At 37.4% G+C, this 16,310-nt stretch carries 17 protein-coding genes and 1 tRNA gene (1 of these 18 only partly in view); 10 read left to right on the forward strand and 8 right to left on the reverse strand.

Translation table 11 applies throughout. The annotated features are described in order from the left end of the window. Positions 1-125, reverse strand: the 5' end (the start) of a protein-coding gene (locus AC6QZF_RS02800) for an arsenate reductase family protein (protein ID WP_499798358.1). The gene continues 226 nt to the left of window position 1, outside the view; 125 of the gene's 351 nt are visible here — the first part of the coding sequence; its start codon is at positions 123-125; its stop codon lies off the left edge, out of view. 302 nt (positions 126-427) lie between these two features. Between AC6QZF_RS02800 and AC6QZF_RS02805 the strand changes: the two genes are divergently transcribed. From AC6QZF_RS02805 to AC6QZF_RS02820, 4 genes are all read left to right on the forward strand, one after another. Next, positions 428-919: a tetratricopeptide repeat protein gene (locus tag AC6QZF_RS02805; RefSeq protein ID WP_499798359.1), complete on the forward strand. Its 492-nt coding sequence runs from the start codon at positions 428-430 to the stop codon at positions 917-919. A gap of 91 nt (positions 920-1,010) precedes the next feature. Beyond that, positions 1,011-1,184 carry a hypothetical protein gene (locus AC6QZF_RS02810; protein ID WP_499798360.1) on the forward strand — a complete coding sequence of 58 codons (174 nt, stop codon included), beginning with the start codon at positions 1,011-1,013 and terminating at the stop codon, positions 1,182-1,184. A gap of 216 nt (positions 1,185-1,400) precedes the next feature. After that, positions 1,401-2,693: a 3-isopropylmalate dehydratase large subunit gene (locus tag AC6QZF_RS02815; RefSeq protein WP_499798361.1), complete on the forward strand. Its 1,293-nt coding sequence runs from the start codon at positions 1,401-1,403 to the stop codon at positions 2,691-2,693. Between the two features lies 1 nt (position 2,694). Continuing rightward, a complete protein-coding gene (locus AC6QZF_RS02820) occupies positions 2,695-3,195 on the forward strand; it encodes a LeuD/DmdB family oxidoreductase small subunit (protein WP_499798362.1) in 501 nt (166 codons plus the stop codon). 45 nt (positions 3,196-3,240) lie between these two features. Here the strand turns inward: AC6QZF_RS02820 and AC6QZF_RS02825 are convergent, their stop codons facing one another. From AC6QZF_RS02825 to AC6QZF_RS02855, 7 genes are all read right to left on the reverse strand, one after another. Next, the gene (locus AC6QZF_RS02825) at positions 3,241-4,209 is read right to left on the reverse strand and encodes a hypothetical protein (protein ID WP_499798363.1); all 969 of its coding nucleotides are present in this window, start codon (positions 4,207-4,209) and stop codon (positions 3,241-3,243) included. 130 nt (positions 4,210-4,339) lie between these two features. After that, positions 4,340-4,897, reverse strand: a complete 558-nt coding sequence (locus AC6QZF_RS02830) for a transposase (RefSeq protein WP_499798364.1) — start codon at positions 4,895-4,897, stop codon at positions 4,340-4,342. An 88-nt stretch (positions 4,898-4,985) separates the two neighbouring features. After that, positions 4,986-6,515: a Do family serine endopeptidase gene (locus AC6QZF_RS02835; RefSeq protein WP_499798365.1), complete on the reverse strand. Its 1,530-nt coding sequence runs from the start codon at positions 6,513-6,515 to the stop codon at positions 4,986-4,988. Positions 6,516-6,578: 63 nt separating this feature from the next. Then, a complete protein-coding gene (queC, locus tag AC6QZF_RS02840; protein ID WP_499798366.1) occupies positions 6,579-7,262 on the reverse strand; it encodes a 7-cyano-7-deazaguanine synthase QueC in 684 nt (227 codons plus the stop codon). Further along, positions 7,259-8,509, reverse strand: coding sequence for an AI-2E family transporter (locus AC6QZF_RS02845; RefSeq protein ID WP_499798367.1), 1,251 nt, complete (start codon positions 8,507-8,509; stop codon positions 7,259-7,261). Before AC6QZF_RS02845 ends, queC begins: the two co-directional genes overlap by 4 nt. A 58-nt stretch (positions 8,510-8,567) precedes the next feature. Continuing rightward, positions 8,568-11,189, reverse strand: coding sequence for an ATP-binding protein (locus AC6QZF_RS02850; protein ID WP_499798368.1), 2,622 nt, complete (start codon positions 11,187-11,189; stop codon positions 8,568-8,570). A gap of 133 nt (positions 11,190-11,322) precedes the next feature. Continuing rightward, positions 11,323-12,945 (reverse strand): hydroxymethylglutaryl-CoA lyase-like TIM-barrel protein, encoded by a 1,623-nt coding sequence (locus AC6QZF_RS02855; RefSeq protein ID WP_499798370.1) that lies wholly within the window; start codon positions 12,943-12,945, stop codon positions 11,323-11,325. A gap of 233 nt (positions 12,946-13,178) precedes the next feature. On the opposite strand from AC6QZF_RS02855, the gene AC6QZF_RS02860 reads away from it, so the two are divergent. From AC6QZF_RS02860 to AC6QZF_RS02885, 6 genes are all read left to right on the forward strand, one after another. Beyond that, complete coding sequence (locus tag AC6QZF_RS02860; protein WP_499798371.1) at positions 13,179-13,703, forward strand: GFO_1088 family ECF-type sigma factor; 525 nt, start codon at positions 13,179-13,181, stop codon at positions 13,701-13,703. Beyond that, positions 13,693-14,193: a PG0215 family putative anti-sigma factor gene (locus AC6QZF_RS02865; RefSeq protein WP_499798372.1), complete on the forward strand. Its 501-nt coding sequence runs from the start codon at positions 13,693-13,695 to the stop codon at positions 14,191-14,193. The genes AC6QZF_RS02860 and AC6QZF_RS02865 overlap by 11 nt, the downstream gene beginning before the upstream one ends. A gap of 11 nt (positions 14,194-14,204) precedes the next feature. Continuing rightward, entirely contained in the window at positions 14,205-14,705 is a 501-nt protein-coding gene (locus tag AC6QZF_RS02870; RefSeq protein ID WP_499798373.1) for a DUF4252 domain-containing protein, read from the forward strand. Positions 14,706-14,887: 182 nt separating this feature from the next. Beyond that, entirely contained in the window at positions 14,888-15,178 is a 291-nt protein-coding gene (locus AC6QZF_RS02875) for an HNH endonuclease signature motif containing protein (RefSeq protein WP_499798612.1), read from the forward strand. A gap of 227 nt (positions 15,179-15,405) precedes the next feature. Next, a tRNA-Pro gene (locus AC6QZF_RS02880) sits at positions 15,406-15,480 on the forward strand. Positions 15,481-15,512: 32 nt separating this feature from the next. Further along, positions 15,513-16,280, forward strand: a complete 768-nt coding sequence (locus tag AC6QZF_RS02885; RefSeq protein WP_499798374.1) for a pseudouridine synthase — start codon at positions 15,513-15,515, stop codon at positions 16,278-16,280. Positions 16,281-16,310 lie beyond the last annotated feature (30 nt).

Below are 16,310 nucleotides of genomic sequence, written 5' to 3' on the forward strand. Positions count from 1 at the left end.
TTGCTTGGACCTTTTTCAGCAAGGTCTATGAACTGAATTTTCACGCCACGTTCTTTGAAAAACCGAATTGCCTTGGCAGTATCTTTACACTTTTTAGTGCCAAATATTTGAATTGTGGGAGCCATTTTTACCTCAAAATTTATGATAATTAAATATATAATTTAACAATTTCCCATCGTAATATTATAGATATAATTCACGTCGATATAAATGAACATATAATGTTAAATGCATGTGATGACTAAAAAAACATTTTGTGCATTTCAATTTATCTTTTTTTTTAACATTTTATGTATGTTTTTATGTATAATTTAGACTTCAAATTGTTATAATATCAGATTCTTTGATATAATTAAATTAATTACGCGATACTGCTAATTATTTTCAATTATTATTTCAAAAACATAGTAAGTTATGAGGTAATAAAATGAAAAAGATTTTCATTTTTTTGTTTGCTATGATAACATTTTTAACCTTATTTTCAAACCAAACAAAACTCGACTATTATAAATTAGGCACAAAGGCTTGGGACAACAAACAATTCTTTTATGCCTTGAAATTACTCGAGAAAGCAATCGAAGTAAATCCTATGGATATTAGAGACTACAAAAAGTTAATATCTATAAGTTTTCTTGACAAGGAATACGAAGATGCAGTTAAATACTGCAACCAGGCTATTCATTATTTTCCCTTAGATTTAAATTTATATTTGTACCGTGCCGATGCATATAAGATGTTAGGAGAATTTGAGAAATCCCTAAACAATTTTAAATTAATCATTGAAATTACTCCAAATTATGAGGCAGCTTTTACTGGTGCTGCTACTGCAAGTTATTTCTTAGAAAACTATGATGATGCTCTATATTATGCAAACAAAGCAATAGAACTCAACCCGACAAAGATTTACCGTATTATATAAAAGCAAATATCTATTATGACATAAGTGATTTTGAAAATGCACTGGAAAATCTCAATAAGGTTTCTATGCAAATTATTTGAGATATCAAAATATGATTGACCAGAAGGAGTATGTAGAGATGCTTTACTCAGCACTTGAAGATATAAACACAGCAATTAATAAGGGAGAAACTAATCCTTACGTTTATCGGATAAGAAGTAATATTTATCAATCTATGGGCAATATTGAAGCGACAAAAAAGATTTCGAGTGTTATAAAACAATAAATGACAACGAATAAGTTACTGCTCCTTTGTTCATTATTGATTTGATACGGTTATTTCAATGTATCAGTAGATGCTCTTACAACATCTCTTTTTTATTTGAAATTGTTAACTCCAACATTATTTTCCAATTCAAATCAAAATTTCTTCTTTTTTTAGAAAATTGTTTATAAATTATGTGTTTAAAATTTCATTTCTAACACAGAAATTGAGGAGAAAATGGGTCAAACAATTGTTCAGAAAATACTGGCTCGCGCAACCTCTCGCCCAAACGTTGAAGTTGGCGAAGTGCTCGAACCAGCCGTCGATACAGCAATGTCGCACGAGAATGCGGCACTTGTGATGAACCAATTTCAGGAAATTTTCGCCGGTCTGGGGCGCCCCGCAAAAGTGTGGAACCCAAATCGGATTGCTATTATTTTCGACCACAGAGTCCCCGCAGAAAGCAAGAAAACAGCAACCAACCAGAAGAAAATCCGTACCTTTGTTGCCGAACAGGGAATTACCAAATTTCACGATATTCGTGGAGACGAAGGCGGTATTTGCCACCAAATCCTTCCCGAAAACGGCTACGTTCTTCCCGGTTATGTTGTAGTTGGGACCGATAGCCACACCACCACACACGGTGCATTGGGGGCATTTGCCTTCGGTATTGGTGCAACAGAAATGGCGTCCGTCTGGGCTTTAGGTAATGTGCTAAATGTAGAAGTTCCCGATACTATCAAGGTTGTTGTTGAAGGCGAACTGCCCAAATTTGTTCAACCGAAGGACATAATTTTGCATTTGATTGGGAAAATTTCTGCAGAAGGGGCTAATTTCAAAGTGCTTGAATTTCACGGATCGACTATTCGCAACATGAGCACTTCGGGACGACTGACCCTGTGTAATATGGCAGTAGAAGCAGGGGCAACTTCCGGTATAGTCCCGCCCGACGAAGAAACTGTTCGCTTCCTGCGAGAAGAAGCCGACATAACAGGTGAAATTGAACTTATCGCACCTGACGAAGACGCTAAATACTGTCAGGTAGTCGAAATTGATGCTTCGAAACTTGTTCCCCAAATTGCCTGCCCACACACAGTTGATAACGTTAAACCTGTTAGCGAGGTCGAAGGACTGAAAGTAGATCAAATTGTGATAGGTTCCTGCACAAATGGGCGATTAGATGATTTAGAAACTGCTGCGAATATACTTCGGGGCAAAAAAGTTGCCCACGGTGTGCGTATGCTTGTTTTCCCTGCCTCATATAGAATATATCAAAAAGCGCTCGAACTCGGTTATGTCAACGACCTTGTAAAAGCCGGTGCGGTAGTGATGAACCCCGGGTGCGGTCCCTGTCTTGGTGTGCACCAGGGAGCTTTAGGCGACAAAGAAGTAGCTCTCGCAACAACAAACCGCAATTTCAAAGGGCGTATGGGCAATCCCGAATCTGATGTTTATCTGTGTTCGCCCGCTGTTGCCGCAGCATCAGCAATTACTGGAATGATAACAAATCCGCAAAAAGGAGGGTTTTAATATGGCTAAGGTGATTTATAAATTTGATGATGATATTTCGACCGATATTATTTATCCCGGACGTTATATGGCAACTGTTCTTCCAACAGAAACGCCACAATTTGCTTTTGACGATATAAAAGAACTCAACAAATTGCTCAATAGTGAAAAAACAAACGAAACAAGGGTTATTGTAGCTGGCAAAAACTTCGGTTGTGGTTCGTCTCGCGAACAAGCAGCATCTTGCTTGAAAGGCCACAACCTAACGATCGTTGCTAAGGATTTCGCTCGTATATTCTTGCAAAATAGTATAAATTTAGGCTTGCGAACAGTTATATGTCCTGATATCGAAGCAGAAGTCGACGACGATCTCGAAATCACAGACGACAAAGTAATTAACAAAACACAAGGGAAAGAGTTTGCTGTTGTTCCACTTCCAAAAGCTCGTCAAGCAATAGTTGATGCTGGCGGGTTAATACCTTACACACAGAAGATTTTAAAGCAAAGAATGGGTATAGAATAAAAAATAATTGATTATATCTATATTTTCAAAAATGCTCCTGTTAGTTTATCTATCGGGAGCATTTTCTTTTGCTATTATTCCGAAAAGAAATACAGAAAATGCTATCGCTGGATAGAGAAACCTGCCATCAGAATAAGCCACAAAAAGTGAATAAACGTACATCCCAAGCACTAACACAATTCCAGCTAAACAAACTAAAACTATTGTTTTGTCTTGTTCGATATATTTATTCTTAAAATAATAGTATATTCCAAATGCAAAAATGAGCAACGAAGGGTATGCAGATAGAATAAACGAAAGATAAGTGCGAGGGCGTGCGAGATTTTTCTGTAATGTTTCTATTTCAATTGACCAACTGTAAGTGTACGGTATTCCATAATTCAGTAATTGCATAATTTCGAGTTGCAAAAGGTAAGCAGCGGCATAAAGCAGCACAAGCAATGCTGCTTGTTTCCAATTTCGCACGATCACAAAATAAAGCAAACCACAAGCAAATAAAATAATTATACTCTCTTTCAAAAACACACCTACCGCCACAGCAAAGCAAAACCATCCGTAGCGACGTTCTACAAGCAAAGCAAACGACATCATCATCCATCCTACAAGTGCAGCATCTATAAATCCAATTACACTATAATAGAACACAGGAAAGCTAAAAATATGTAGCAACACTATATAAAATGCAATCTTCGGCTTTACAAAATGTCTGTATAAAGTTCTGAATGCAAATGAAAATCCTAAAAATAATATAATTGCGTTTGTCAAATTTAACGAAAATCCACGCTCGAATGGCAACATCGAAGCCGACAGCGGCACCAGCAGCCTTTTGTTGAATGGTGCGTCTGCATACCAGAAGGGCGCTTCACCACGAAAATAATCCACCAGAGCATAATACTGGTGATGGTCCCCGCCTACAATGCCAACAATATCTTTAATTAGCAGATCCTGACGGTTAAACCTCAGAAAAAGTACCGCCGCAAGTGCAAGCAATATATATAGATAGTATTTTTTCATTCTACCGATAAATAACAGGCTGTAGAGACGCAATGCATTGCGTCTCTACAGCTACAATTTGCGTCTCTACAATTTGCGCCCTCTACTAATTAATCTAAATATAATTTCAACAATATCTTGTTTCATAATTCTACGGATTATAATATTCATCAATAGCCCATTCTATTGGGTTATTGCGAATATATTGTCGAATGTGTTGTAATCCTGTTTCATTACGAATGATATGTTCGTAATAATTGCTTTGCCATAATTTAGTCCCATAAGTTCCTCGCTTATCGTTTATCTGTTTTGTGCATGCTGCTTTAAATCCTCGTATGATTGAACCCAAATTTTTTGATTGTGGACCAAATTTATTTTTCGTAGAGACACAATGATTCGCGCCTCTGCTACAATTTGCGCCTCTACTAATTTCATCTTCAAAATATAATATTCCATGCAAATGATTTGGCATAATAATATATTCATCAAAAACAGTTTTCATATCAGGACGCAATATTGGTGTTTTCAACCATCCAGATTTAATTATCTCCCCGTATTTATTTAATTGCATTTCGCCATTAATTACTTCGCCAAACATACTTACCTTATTCTGCGTACAAATAGTAACAAAGTATAGACCAGATCTGGAATAATCGTAATTTTGCAAACGTGTGGATTCAATACGATATTTGTTTTGAAATTTTGTCATAACAAATACCGAATTAATAAATTTCATTGAATATTTATTTGCATTCGTAGAGACGCAATGCATTGCGTCTCTACGACAATTTGTGCCTCTATTGTATTTCTAATGCAACAATTTGGTTACGTTCTTTATATTTCACCTGAAACATAACAGTTTCGCCTTTCTGCTTGCTATCGAGTATTTCTTTGAGCTGCCCGGTGGTTTTAAGTTCTTTTCTATCGACTTTGACAATCACACCGTTAGAGGAGAGCCCGCGTTCGGCTGCATAAGAAAATCGCTGTACACGCGAAATATATACTCCATTTTTAACGTCGAACTCTTTTTTCTGCTCGGAAGTAAGCGGAGTAACAGAGAAACCAAACTTGTCGAACGTTACTGGTTCGTTAGAAGAAGTATCACCTTTCTTACCGGAGGAACTATCTTCGCTTACGCTTTCATCTGAATCATTACTTTTGCGACGTTCGAGAATTACAGTTTTTGTAATTTTCTTTTTGTCGCGCCAGATAGCAACTTTGACTTTGTCACCAACACGTTTTTGAGCAATGTAGCTTTGCAATTGGTTGGAGCTATTTACCTGCTTGCCATCTAATTCAAGAATAACATCGCCTATTTCAATCCCAGCTTTATCCGCAGGACTATCTTTAAGCACATCATTTACCATTACGCCCTGAACGTCTGGCAAACCAACATTTTTTGCGGTAACCTCATCAACAGTGGAAATCACCACCCCCACATAGCCGCGGTCAATTTTCCCATCGTCGATTAAATCCATCACAACAGAATGGACTAAATCAACAGGAATAGCAAAACCATAGCCAATATATGTGCCAGTTTGAGTAGCAATTGCTGAATTGATACCCACCAGACTGCCATTTATATCGAACAGCCCACCACCACTATTGCCCGGATTAATCGGAGCATCAGTTTGAATGAAATACTCAACTGCGTATGGGTCGCGACGAAGTCCCATCGCACCACGCCCGATAGCGCTAACTATTCCGCTGGTTACTGTAAAGTTTAGCCCGAGCGGATTGCCAACAGCAATAACGAACTGCCCAATTTTCACATCTTCGATTTTAGCAAAATGAGCAACTTTTAGCCCTGAGGCTTCGATTTTGATAACTGCCAAATCAGTTAACGGATCTCGCCCAATTAGTTTTGCCTTATATTCTTTTTGGTCGACGGTAATGACTTTAATCCCATCTTCCACAGCATCTTCGACAACGTGATTATTAGTAACGATATAGCCATCTTCGGAAATAATTACACCCGAACCTGCACCACGGCCGCGTCTTTCCTGTTTTTGTTCATCTTCGGGGAAACCGAAAAATTTGAAAAATTCTTCGAAGCCAGGAATTTGATTCATTGATTGTGATTTTGTCTCGACACTAATCGCAACAACAGTTGGTTTTACCGCCTCGGATGTTGCCACAAGAGCATCGTTGAATGCTTTTGCCGCTTCCGACGGAACTACGGGCGCTTTCTCCGCACCTATTTTAACATTTTTTTGTTGAGCAAACGAGGAATTATAAAACATTAAGCTTAAGCCAACCAACAAAGCAAAGCTCAAAACCGAAAGAGAAGAATAAAGCAAAACAGTTTTTTTGCTTGAATTCAACATATCCCAAACCTCCCTATAAATTACAAAGAAAAAACGAATAAGTCTTAAAAATCTTGCTATAAATCACTCGTTTGCTTTATTAACATACCTGATTGGATCTATATATCCTGCTTGCTCAAATCCACGAAGGCGAAGCAAGCACGATTCGCATTCGCCGCAAGCTGCATCTTCATTTGTGTAACAACTCCAGGTTAAGTAAAGTGGTACGTTGAGCAAAATTGCCTGCTGAACAATTTCTTTTTTCGAGAGATGAATAATTGGCGTAACAATTTTAATGTGAGTATCGGGCTTTGTGCCGTAATTAAGTGCTTGTTCGAAAGCACGAAAGAATTCCGCACGGCAATCAGGATAACCGCTTGAATCCTGCTCGACAGCACCGATGAAAAGAGCTTCGGCTCCAAGTGTTTCAGCCCAGCTTGCCCCAATTGCTAAAATATTGCCGTTACGAAACGGCACGTATGTGTTCGGGATTTCATTTTTGTCGAATTTAGCTTTTGGGACGTCAATTTGCAAATCAGTAAGGCTCGAACCGCCTATTTGCTTGAAATAGCCTACATCAACTATGAGCCTGCGGCTAATTCCATAGTAATTACAAATATCGTTGAAGGCACGTTCTTCGCGGGCTTGCGTTCTATGGTGGTAGTTCAAATGCAACGCCGCAACTTCGTAGCCTTCTTTGAGTGCTATTGCCACACATAGTGCGGAATCCATACCACCGCTCATAAGCACAACTGCTATTTTATTCATTTTGCCACCTCGTCTTTAAATTCTTCTTCTAAATTCACGTCAGTTTTTCGCCATTCTTCGTAGAACATCATCAGCACTGCAGTAGTTGGCACTGCAATTAGTAAACCAATCAACCCAAGCAGCCCACCAAACACAAACAAAGAAATAATGAGTATTACCGGATGCAAACCAACTTGCTTGCCGAGCACATTCGGTTCGATTAAATATGCATTGATAAAGTGTATTGCAGATATTGAACCAACTATTACTAGCAAGTTTGTAAAGAAATTACCATCATCGACCAGTAGCATAACAAACGCACCAATAATCATCGAAATCGCCGAGCCAAAATACGGGATTGGATTAAGTATCCCTGCTATAAAGGCAAGAACAATCGAATACGGAATATTGAAAAACGAATAACTAATAGAGCAAAAAGTAGCAACTATAATCGCTGCAACAATTTGCCAACCGATATATTTTTTTACAATTATATTTACTTTGCGTAAGTCTGTGAGAAGCTTCTTGTTCTTAGTTTTTAGATTATCTTTTAAATAATCTTTGAATTTCCTGAAATCTTTCAATAGATAAAAGGTCATAATCGGTGTTAATATTACATTTACAACCTGAGTTAAAATCACCGACAAACTGCTCAGAATATTAAGCAAACTGCTGAAAATAATATTTACAATGCCTTCGATACGAGGAATAAGTTCATCGCGTACTGCTTCGCGAATAGTGCTTTTGGGTAAACCTAATTTTTGCAGCTTTCGGTAAAAGTTTTCGCTTTCAACATATTTTCTGGCTGAATCTACGTATGCTGTTAGACTTTTTAGTGCATTGTCGAGTTGGTCGAATATTATAGGGAACACAAACACAGCCACAGCAGAAAAAATACCGATAATTAACAAAATAAACACAAGGGACGATAGCCATCGGGCAACATCCCATCTTTCTTTGAGCTTCTCGACAAATGGATCAAGCAGGTAAGCTACCATAAACGCAATAAAAAACGGCACAATCGACGAACCAACTACTCGAAGCAAACTATAAACAAAGAATATCGCTACTACAATCAATAATTTTTCGATAATTGGTGCTTTCTTTCGGAATGAAAAGAGAATAAAAACAGAAATGAGAAGCAAAACAATAGGTTGAGCAATTAGTCCCGTAACGTATAAATACGCAGCAAAAAATGAAAAGCCAATAACTATTGCGGCTATTGTCGAAATTTTTTGCGACTGATTTTTAAATCCACCGAAATCCATATTATTATATCTTAATTATGCAAGATATAAACGAAAAACAAGGAAAAATGTTTCTAAATTATTTATCGAATAAAATTTTGAACGTTGCACCACCCATATCGTTGTTGTATGCTTCGATAGTCCCGCCAATTCTTTGAGTGAACACATTCACTATTGCAAGCCCCAGACCAGTTCCTTTGCCTTGCTTTTTTGTTGAGAAGAACGGTTCGAAAAGTTTATCAATCGTGACACCTTCGGGCAATCCAATTCCGCTATCGGCAACGGAAATAAATTTTTTATCGTTATCGATACCATAGGAAATGACAATTACTTTTTCTTCTTGTTCTTTTTCGTCAATTGCTTGTATTGCATTTATTATGAGATTATTTATGATAATTTCTAGCTGCAAAGGATTTGCAAGAAGTGTTAAATCAGGCTTTTGCTCTTCAATTTTAAGATAAATGTCGTGTGCTCTGATTTTTTGCATAATAAGGCTCAAAGCACGCTGAATAACAGTTGAGACGTTCACTTCAAGACGTTCCTGGCTGGCTGATTCGAGCCAGTATGAACGCATATGCTGAATAATATCTTCGACTTTCGAAACAGCATTAGAAATTCTATGAATCAGTCTTGTAATTTGCTCTGGGAGGATCAACTCATTTTGTTTGTTCCAATAGATAATTCCATCAGCAGCTACTTTGATAGCATTCAACGGCTGGCTTATTTCGTGAGTTATTCCGCCCGCAATTACACCTATAGAAGCAATACGTGCGGCATTCTCTATCATCAAAATCGATTCCTGACGCTTTGCTTCTGCTTCCTTTCGCTCGTTTATTGGTCGAGCCATTACGTTAACATATTGAACTTCTCCTTCAAGCGAAAAGATCGGACTGAATACGTGCTCTACCCAATAATCCCCACCGACATAATCAGCATAGTTGTGTTCAAAATGTATTTCTTTGCCAGCCAAAACCTCTAAGAATGAACTATATATTCTTTTCGAAAGTTCTGTTTCTTTCAAGAATTGCCTAAAATCAGCACCTTGCCTGAGATATATGTTTAATGTTGATAGCAGCTTATCGAACGAATTTTTGTTGAAAGTTACAACCCGCATTTCTTTATCGAGAACCAGATAATAAATATTACCGCTATTGATAATACTTTCGAGAAGATCCCTGTATTTATGTATTTCGTTTTCAATTTTTACTATATTGGATACATCTCGCGAGGCTCCGAGCAATTTAATCGGTTTCTTTGTAAAATCATCATATTCAAAGACCGATACTTTATTTTCGAACCAAAGCTGGTTCCCGTCGTAATCGTGCAATTTTAAAAAGAAATCATTTTGAGAAATTTCTCCACGTTTAAATGAAATATATAATTTTTTCAAATATGGGATTTCGTCTTCGTAACAATATTTCATAAATTCCTTACCCGAAAGTACTGGCGGCGGGAAGCTGTTCACTTTATCTTCGTTAACTTTATGTATCGTAAACATATTTGTTCTTAAATCAAATTCCCAAAATAATTCGAATGACATGCTGAAAGCAAATTGCAATTTGCGACTTTTTTCGTTGAGCTCTATTTCTGCTTTAACCTTTTCGGTTATGTCGTTGCTCACAATTGTAAGCCCACTAAATTTGTCCAGTTCGTCGTATCTCGCAGAGTAAAAGTTTTCTATAAATTTATCCCCAATTTGTTCGATAGAATATTTCGTACGGTTTCGTGATGCTTCCAGAATATTTTTATAAAACTGCGGATATGATTTTAGAATTTCCCCAACCTGCTCACCAACTTGCATATTTTGAAGTAGTTCTACTTTTTCAATTTTGCCTAAAACAAGTTTTATTACAAAATTATAGTTCAGGTGCCAAACCATAACCGGTAGGCTATTCAGCACTTTTGTAAGCAAATCAATATTGAATTTCAATGCCCGTTCAGCAAATTCACGCTCGGTTTGATCATTACGAAATATTATATATCTGCAATTATCTTCATCACTGAATACTGGCACAACCATATATTCGATAACATAATCGTAATGACGAAACAAAAAATTAGATGGCAATTTCGTAAGATTTGCTTTTTTCGCATAAACACGTAGCATCGAACTCAACCCAATAGAAATCAAATCGTAGAGATTTTTGCCAAGATAGCTGTCCAATCGCTTTATCATTATGTTGTCTGCATAGTCGTTCGAACCAAGAATAGTACCTTCCTCGTCAATCATAATTATTGGCTCGGGCGAAGAATTAAGGATAGTGCGGTAGAGCTCTGTTTTTTCTTCTAACTTCTTATACTTTTCTTCAAGTTCATGTTCCGACAGTTTTGAACTACAATAATTGAGTTTTTTCAGAATTTTGTCTTTATTATACTCAATCAATTTTTCGTCATCTATCAAAACAAGAACATTCGGATATTTTTGAGCAAGTCTGTGCAAATCTTTCAGTTCAGCAAAAATTATAAGATTATCCAGCTTGTTCAATTTATTTAAAATTTCGATGAAACTATCGAACAAAATCCAATTTGCTTCGTATTTGATAATTACTACGCAGCACTGTTCTATTTCTGTCGTATTAAGCTCAGATAAATTTTCTGCAACCAATACATTGATTTTAATATCGCCAAAATAGTTGAAAATTTCATCATCAGAAGTGAAATTAATCAGCAAAATGTAGTATTCAGCAAAGTTTTTGTTCATTTTGTTACTACGCGAATGGACTTCTACATACAAATATCGGAATATTATCAATAAAATTAAAATAAAAAAAAAGACCTTTTAAGCCTTCGCCTAAAAGGTCGTGGATTGTTTTCTATGTCCCTATGAAACTTTCTTAGTTGAGATTTTTCACTTGAACGTTAAAGCTCTGCCCTTCGACAGTAATTTTGTAGTTTGTAACAGCACCTGTTGGGTTCATATTCGGTGCACCCAAAAAGCCCGGGGGAATATTCGAAATGAGAATATTACTTGGAATGTAATCTTGCTTCGACACATTATTATTGTTTGAACCATTAGTTTGTGCTGCTTTTGCCTCTTCCTTCTTTTTCTCATCTGAGATTCTGCGAACGTTCACTTTCCCATCACCTTTGAGAAATGCAATACCTTTTGTCTGGCAGGATACAGCAATAAATATATTTTCTTCCGTCAGTTCGATATTTTCTTTCTGGAGTTGCTCTTTCCAGTAAGCAATAGATTTTTTCTCGTCGCGTTCAGCAAGAACAAGCGGACTTTCGGTGGTACGCGGCAATTTAAGTTGCTCTTCTGCCAATTTAACAACTTCTGGATCTGGCTCGACCGGTGTTTTACCGAAATAGCCAAGCACCATTTTGCCATAGCCCTCGGCAATTTGCTTCCATTTGCCTGCCATTACGTTGTTGTATGCTTGCTGGAAATAGAATTGCGAAACCGGCGTAACAGAAGTGCCAAATCCACCTTTTTCGACAACTTCTCTCATTTCTTTTATCACTTGCGGGAACTTATCCAGCACTTTGAAATCTCTCATCATCTGAGTGTTTGCCGTCAGTGCACCACCAGGCATTGGTGAGAACGGTATCATAGGCGAAACCTGCACTGCTTCGGGCGGAATAAAGTAGTCTTTTAAGCATTCGGTAAATACTTCTTCGTATTCTCTAATTTTTTCTATATCCAGCCCCAAATCGAAATCCGAACCTTTCAAGGCGTGTAGCATAATTATAATGTCAGGCTGACTTGTCCCACCAGAAACAGGTGCAGCAGCTAAATCAATTCCATCAGCTCCGGCTTCGAGTGCCGCAATGTAGGACGAAACCGAAACACCGGCTGTTTCGTGTGTGTGCATACGGATGTGAGTGCCTTCGGGCAACATTTTCCGAGCCATCTTGATGGTCTCATACACTTTCCTGGGACTTGCAGTTCCACTTGCATCTTTGAAACATACCGAATGAAAAGGAATGCCGGCATCAAGTATCTGCCTCAATGTCTTTTTGTAAAATGCCACATCGTGAGCTCCTGTACATCCCGGAGGCAAATCCATAAGAGTTACGACAACTTCGTGTCGCAAACCGTGACGAACAATACATTCGCCGCTAAAAATCAAGTTGTTTACGTCGTTGAGAGCATCGAAATTTCGTATAGTTGTAGTGCCGTGCTTTTTAAACATTTTGGCGTGCAAATCTATAACTTCTTTCGGAGATGTATCCAATGCAACAGTGTTCACTCCTCTTGCAAGAGTTTGCAAATTAGCATCAGGACCAACAACCGAACGAAATTTGTCCATCATATCAAATGGATTTTCGTTCAAGTAGAACACTGGTGCTTGAAAGCGAGCGCCACCGCCAAATTCAAAATGAGTGATACCAGCAGCAACCGCTGCTTCAAGAGCGGGCAGAAAATCTTGCATAAGCACTCTGCCACCAAAAACCGATTGGAAACCGTCCCGAAAGGAGGTATCCATTACGTCTATGAGTTTCTTTGCCATACCAAACTCTTTTATTGTTGAAAAAACTTGAATTGCGTCAGCAATTCGAATGCAATTTAGTCTTAATTAAAAACAAGTGCAAGAAAAATTGTTGATTCGTTAGTTATTTATCGATATATTTTTATCGTATTAATTCCAATTTAATTAATTCTTAAAAAATATATTTTTTATGATTAACTCATTTGTTTATTTTTGTTACTAATTATTTTTTATTTCGTTATCTATATTAACTGATGGAACAAAACGAGTTTATAACTCACGCAAAAAGGATGAAAAGCAGGTTACTAAGGCTGGCTTTTAGAATTTTGAACAATCGTGAAGATGCCGAGGAAGCTGTGCAAGAAGCATTTATCAAAATATGGGAAAAACGCTCAACTATCAACAAAGATGCAAATATTGACGGCTTTGCAACTGTTGTGCTGAGAAATATTTGCCTCGATAAATTCAAATCCAAGCACTACAAGCATAAAAAAAGCGATATCGATGATTACTCATACATTCTGGAAACAAGCGACGTTTCACCGTACAAAAACGCTGAATACAAGGATGCAGCAGCGCTTATATACAAAATAATCGAGGAATTGCCCGAAAAAGCCCGTCAAATCATCCAGCTTCGTGATATTGACGGATTTTCGAACCCAGAGGTAGCTCAAATACTTGGTATTGATGAAAATGTTGTGAAAGTTACATTATCACGTACCCGCAAAAAAATTCGTGATATTTTGATTAACAAGTACGGTTATAATTATGAACATTAATGAATTAATAGAAAAATACTACAACGGCGAAACAACACCTGCCGAAGAAGCCTATCTGCGAAAGCATTTTGCTGAAACGCAACAAAAATCGCCCGAAAAAGATATGTTCGAATATTTTTCGAACGAAAGCGATGTTTTGAGCGACGTTGAATTCGACGAAAAAGAACTTCTCCGCAAAATCAATAATACAAAGATTAGCCGCTTCCCAACATTTTGGAAATATGCTTCGATTGCTGCAATTATTATTCTTGCAATTAATTCATATATCTTTTTCTCTAAATTTAATGCTGGTGATAACAAACAGCAATATATATCGGGCATCGTCATAACCGACGAAAATATTGTGAAAAACAAAGAAATCGCCGTGCTTGAACTTCAAAAGGCATTCGGACAGCTTAATAATTCCCAAAAAATTGCAAACGAGAACTTGCTAAATTTGAAAAAATTAAACGAAGTCAATAATTATATAGAAATATTGATAACAGATTAAGAGAAGTAATTATGAAACTATTCTACAAAATATTCTTTCTGCTGATAATTGTCGGTTCGGCTGTTGCTCAGCCGTTTTCAATCACCAGCTTAACAGAGCTGTATGCAGGCAAAGACGGGTTTATTATCCTTAACCTCAATGATGCTGGATTTGTCCTGCGCGACCTTGTAAAGAGCAAATCAGCCCAAGAAGCAATAAAATCAGTCAAAAAAATCACACTAATCAGGTTCTCTACCGAGGAATTGAAAGAGGACAAAAAAGCCGAAGCAATGAAAGATGGGAAAAATTTTTACAAGCAAGTAAAAAATTTCCGTGCTTTCGACTACGAAGAGATAATGTCTCTGAGCCAGGGTTCCAATCAATTGCGGTCCTACTACAAAAAGAACGAACGCAGCGACAACGAATTCATTATGACCATAACCGCAGAAGAATACAATAGCTTGATAATGTACTTGAGCGGTTCCTTCACAAAAGAAGAAATCCTTGAAATAGCAAAATCAATTAAATTTTAAGTGAACAAACTAAACATATAAGAGATACCTGACGAGCAATCAGAATGTTGCATCAACAAGGTTTTTAATTAAAGTAAAAAAAGGTATTTATAAATATGATCCTAATTTGCTTAAAATAAATAAACCATTTCACACCTGAGCTTAAAGAACAAATTTTTCAACGAGATGGTTATAAATGTGTTATTTGCGGTAGAACAGAAAAAGAAGGTTATGAGCTTCAGGTTGATTATATTTTACCGAAAGATAAAGGCGGAAAAGCAACATTAGAAAATGAGCAAACACTTTGTTCAATATGTAATTTTAGAAAGAAAAATTATAATCAAACCGAAAGTGGCAAAAGAATGTTTATAAGATTATGGAAAACAGCTAAAAGAATAGGCCATAAGGAAACTCAAAAATTTTGTGAAGAAATTTTAAAAACTTATGAAAAGTTTGCCATCAACGGACGTATCGAATGGAAAAAACACCTATAAACTGAATACGCCTAATAGATGCTAAATATACGAACAACACAATCTCGAACACTATTTCTACCAACTAACCCTCTTCAACCACTTCTTCCCTTTCTCCTATGCACAGACCCAATGCCTGCATATCTACGATTGTCGTTGAAGGTTGTATTTTTCTATCATATTTTAAAACTAAGTGAAAATTACACTTGTTTTTATAAAAAATTCTTTTTATTTTTGTATTTCTTTTTCGGGGTATAGCGCAGTCCGGCTAGCGCACCTGGTTTGGGACCAGGGGGTCGGGGGTTCAAATCCCTCTACCCCGACAAAGACCACTAAAACACATCGCGGAATTTCAATGAACACAAATAAACCTAAAAAAATTACTCGCAAGAAAAGTTCAAGCGAAAGCGGTTTAATTAGACTTAATAAATTTATCGCTGACGCCGGCTATTGCAGTCGCCGTAAAGCCGATGAACTCATCTCATCGGGTGTGGTCAAAGTTAACGGCGCGGTTGTCTCTGAATTAGGGGCAAAGGTACATCCTTCCGACCTCGTTACTATCAAAGGCGACCCCGTAAGCATCAAAGAACATAACATTTATATCGTGCTGAACAAACCAAAGGATGTAATTACAACAACTTCTGATGAAAAAAGCCGCAAAACCGTTCTCGATATTGTTCGCAAGCAAACGCGAATTTTCCCGGTTGGGCGACTCGACAGAAACACAACCGGCGTGCTTTTGCTAACAAACGATGGCGAACTTGCACACAGACTCACTCATCCAAGCTACGAAATCCAACGCGAATACGCTGTAAAGCTCGACAAAGCCCTCAAACCAGCAGACGCTCAAAAAATTGCCGACGGTCTTGAAATTGACGGCGAAAAAATGGCTCCTTGCAGTATTATCATTAGCCAGCAGGACAAAACAAAAGTGTTTGTCACTCTCACCGAAGGGAAAAATCACGAAGTAAAGCGAATTTTCGAATTTATTGGCTACGAGGTGAAGCAACTCGACCGAAAATCATACGCCGGAATCACTTATAAAGGGCTCGAAAAAGGCCGCTACCGCCACCTTACCCGCAAAGAAGTTCTCTATCTGAAAAAACTTGTTGGAATTATTTAACTTTTGATTTATTTTAATTAAGTTCATTTG

This window comes from Eximiradius sp. (assembly GCA_937127445.1).
In the GTDB taxonomy this organism is placed as follows: domain Bacteria; phylum Bacteroidota; class Ignavibacteria; order Kapaibacteriales; family UBA2268; genus JAKIZO01.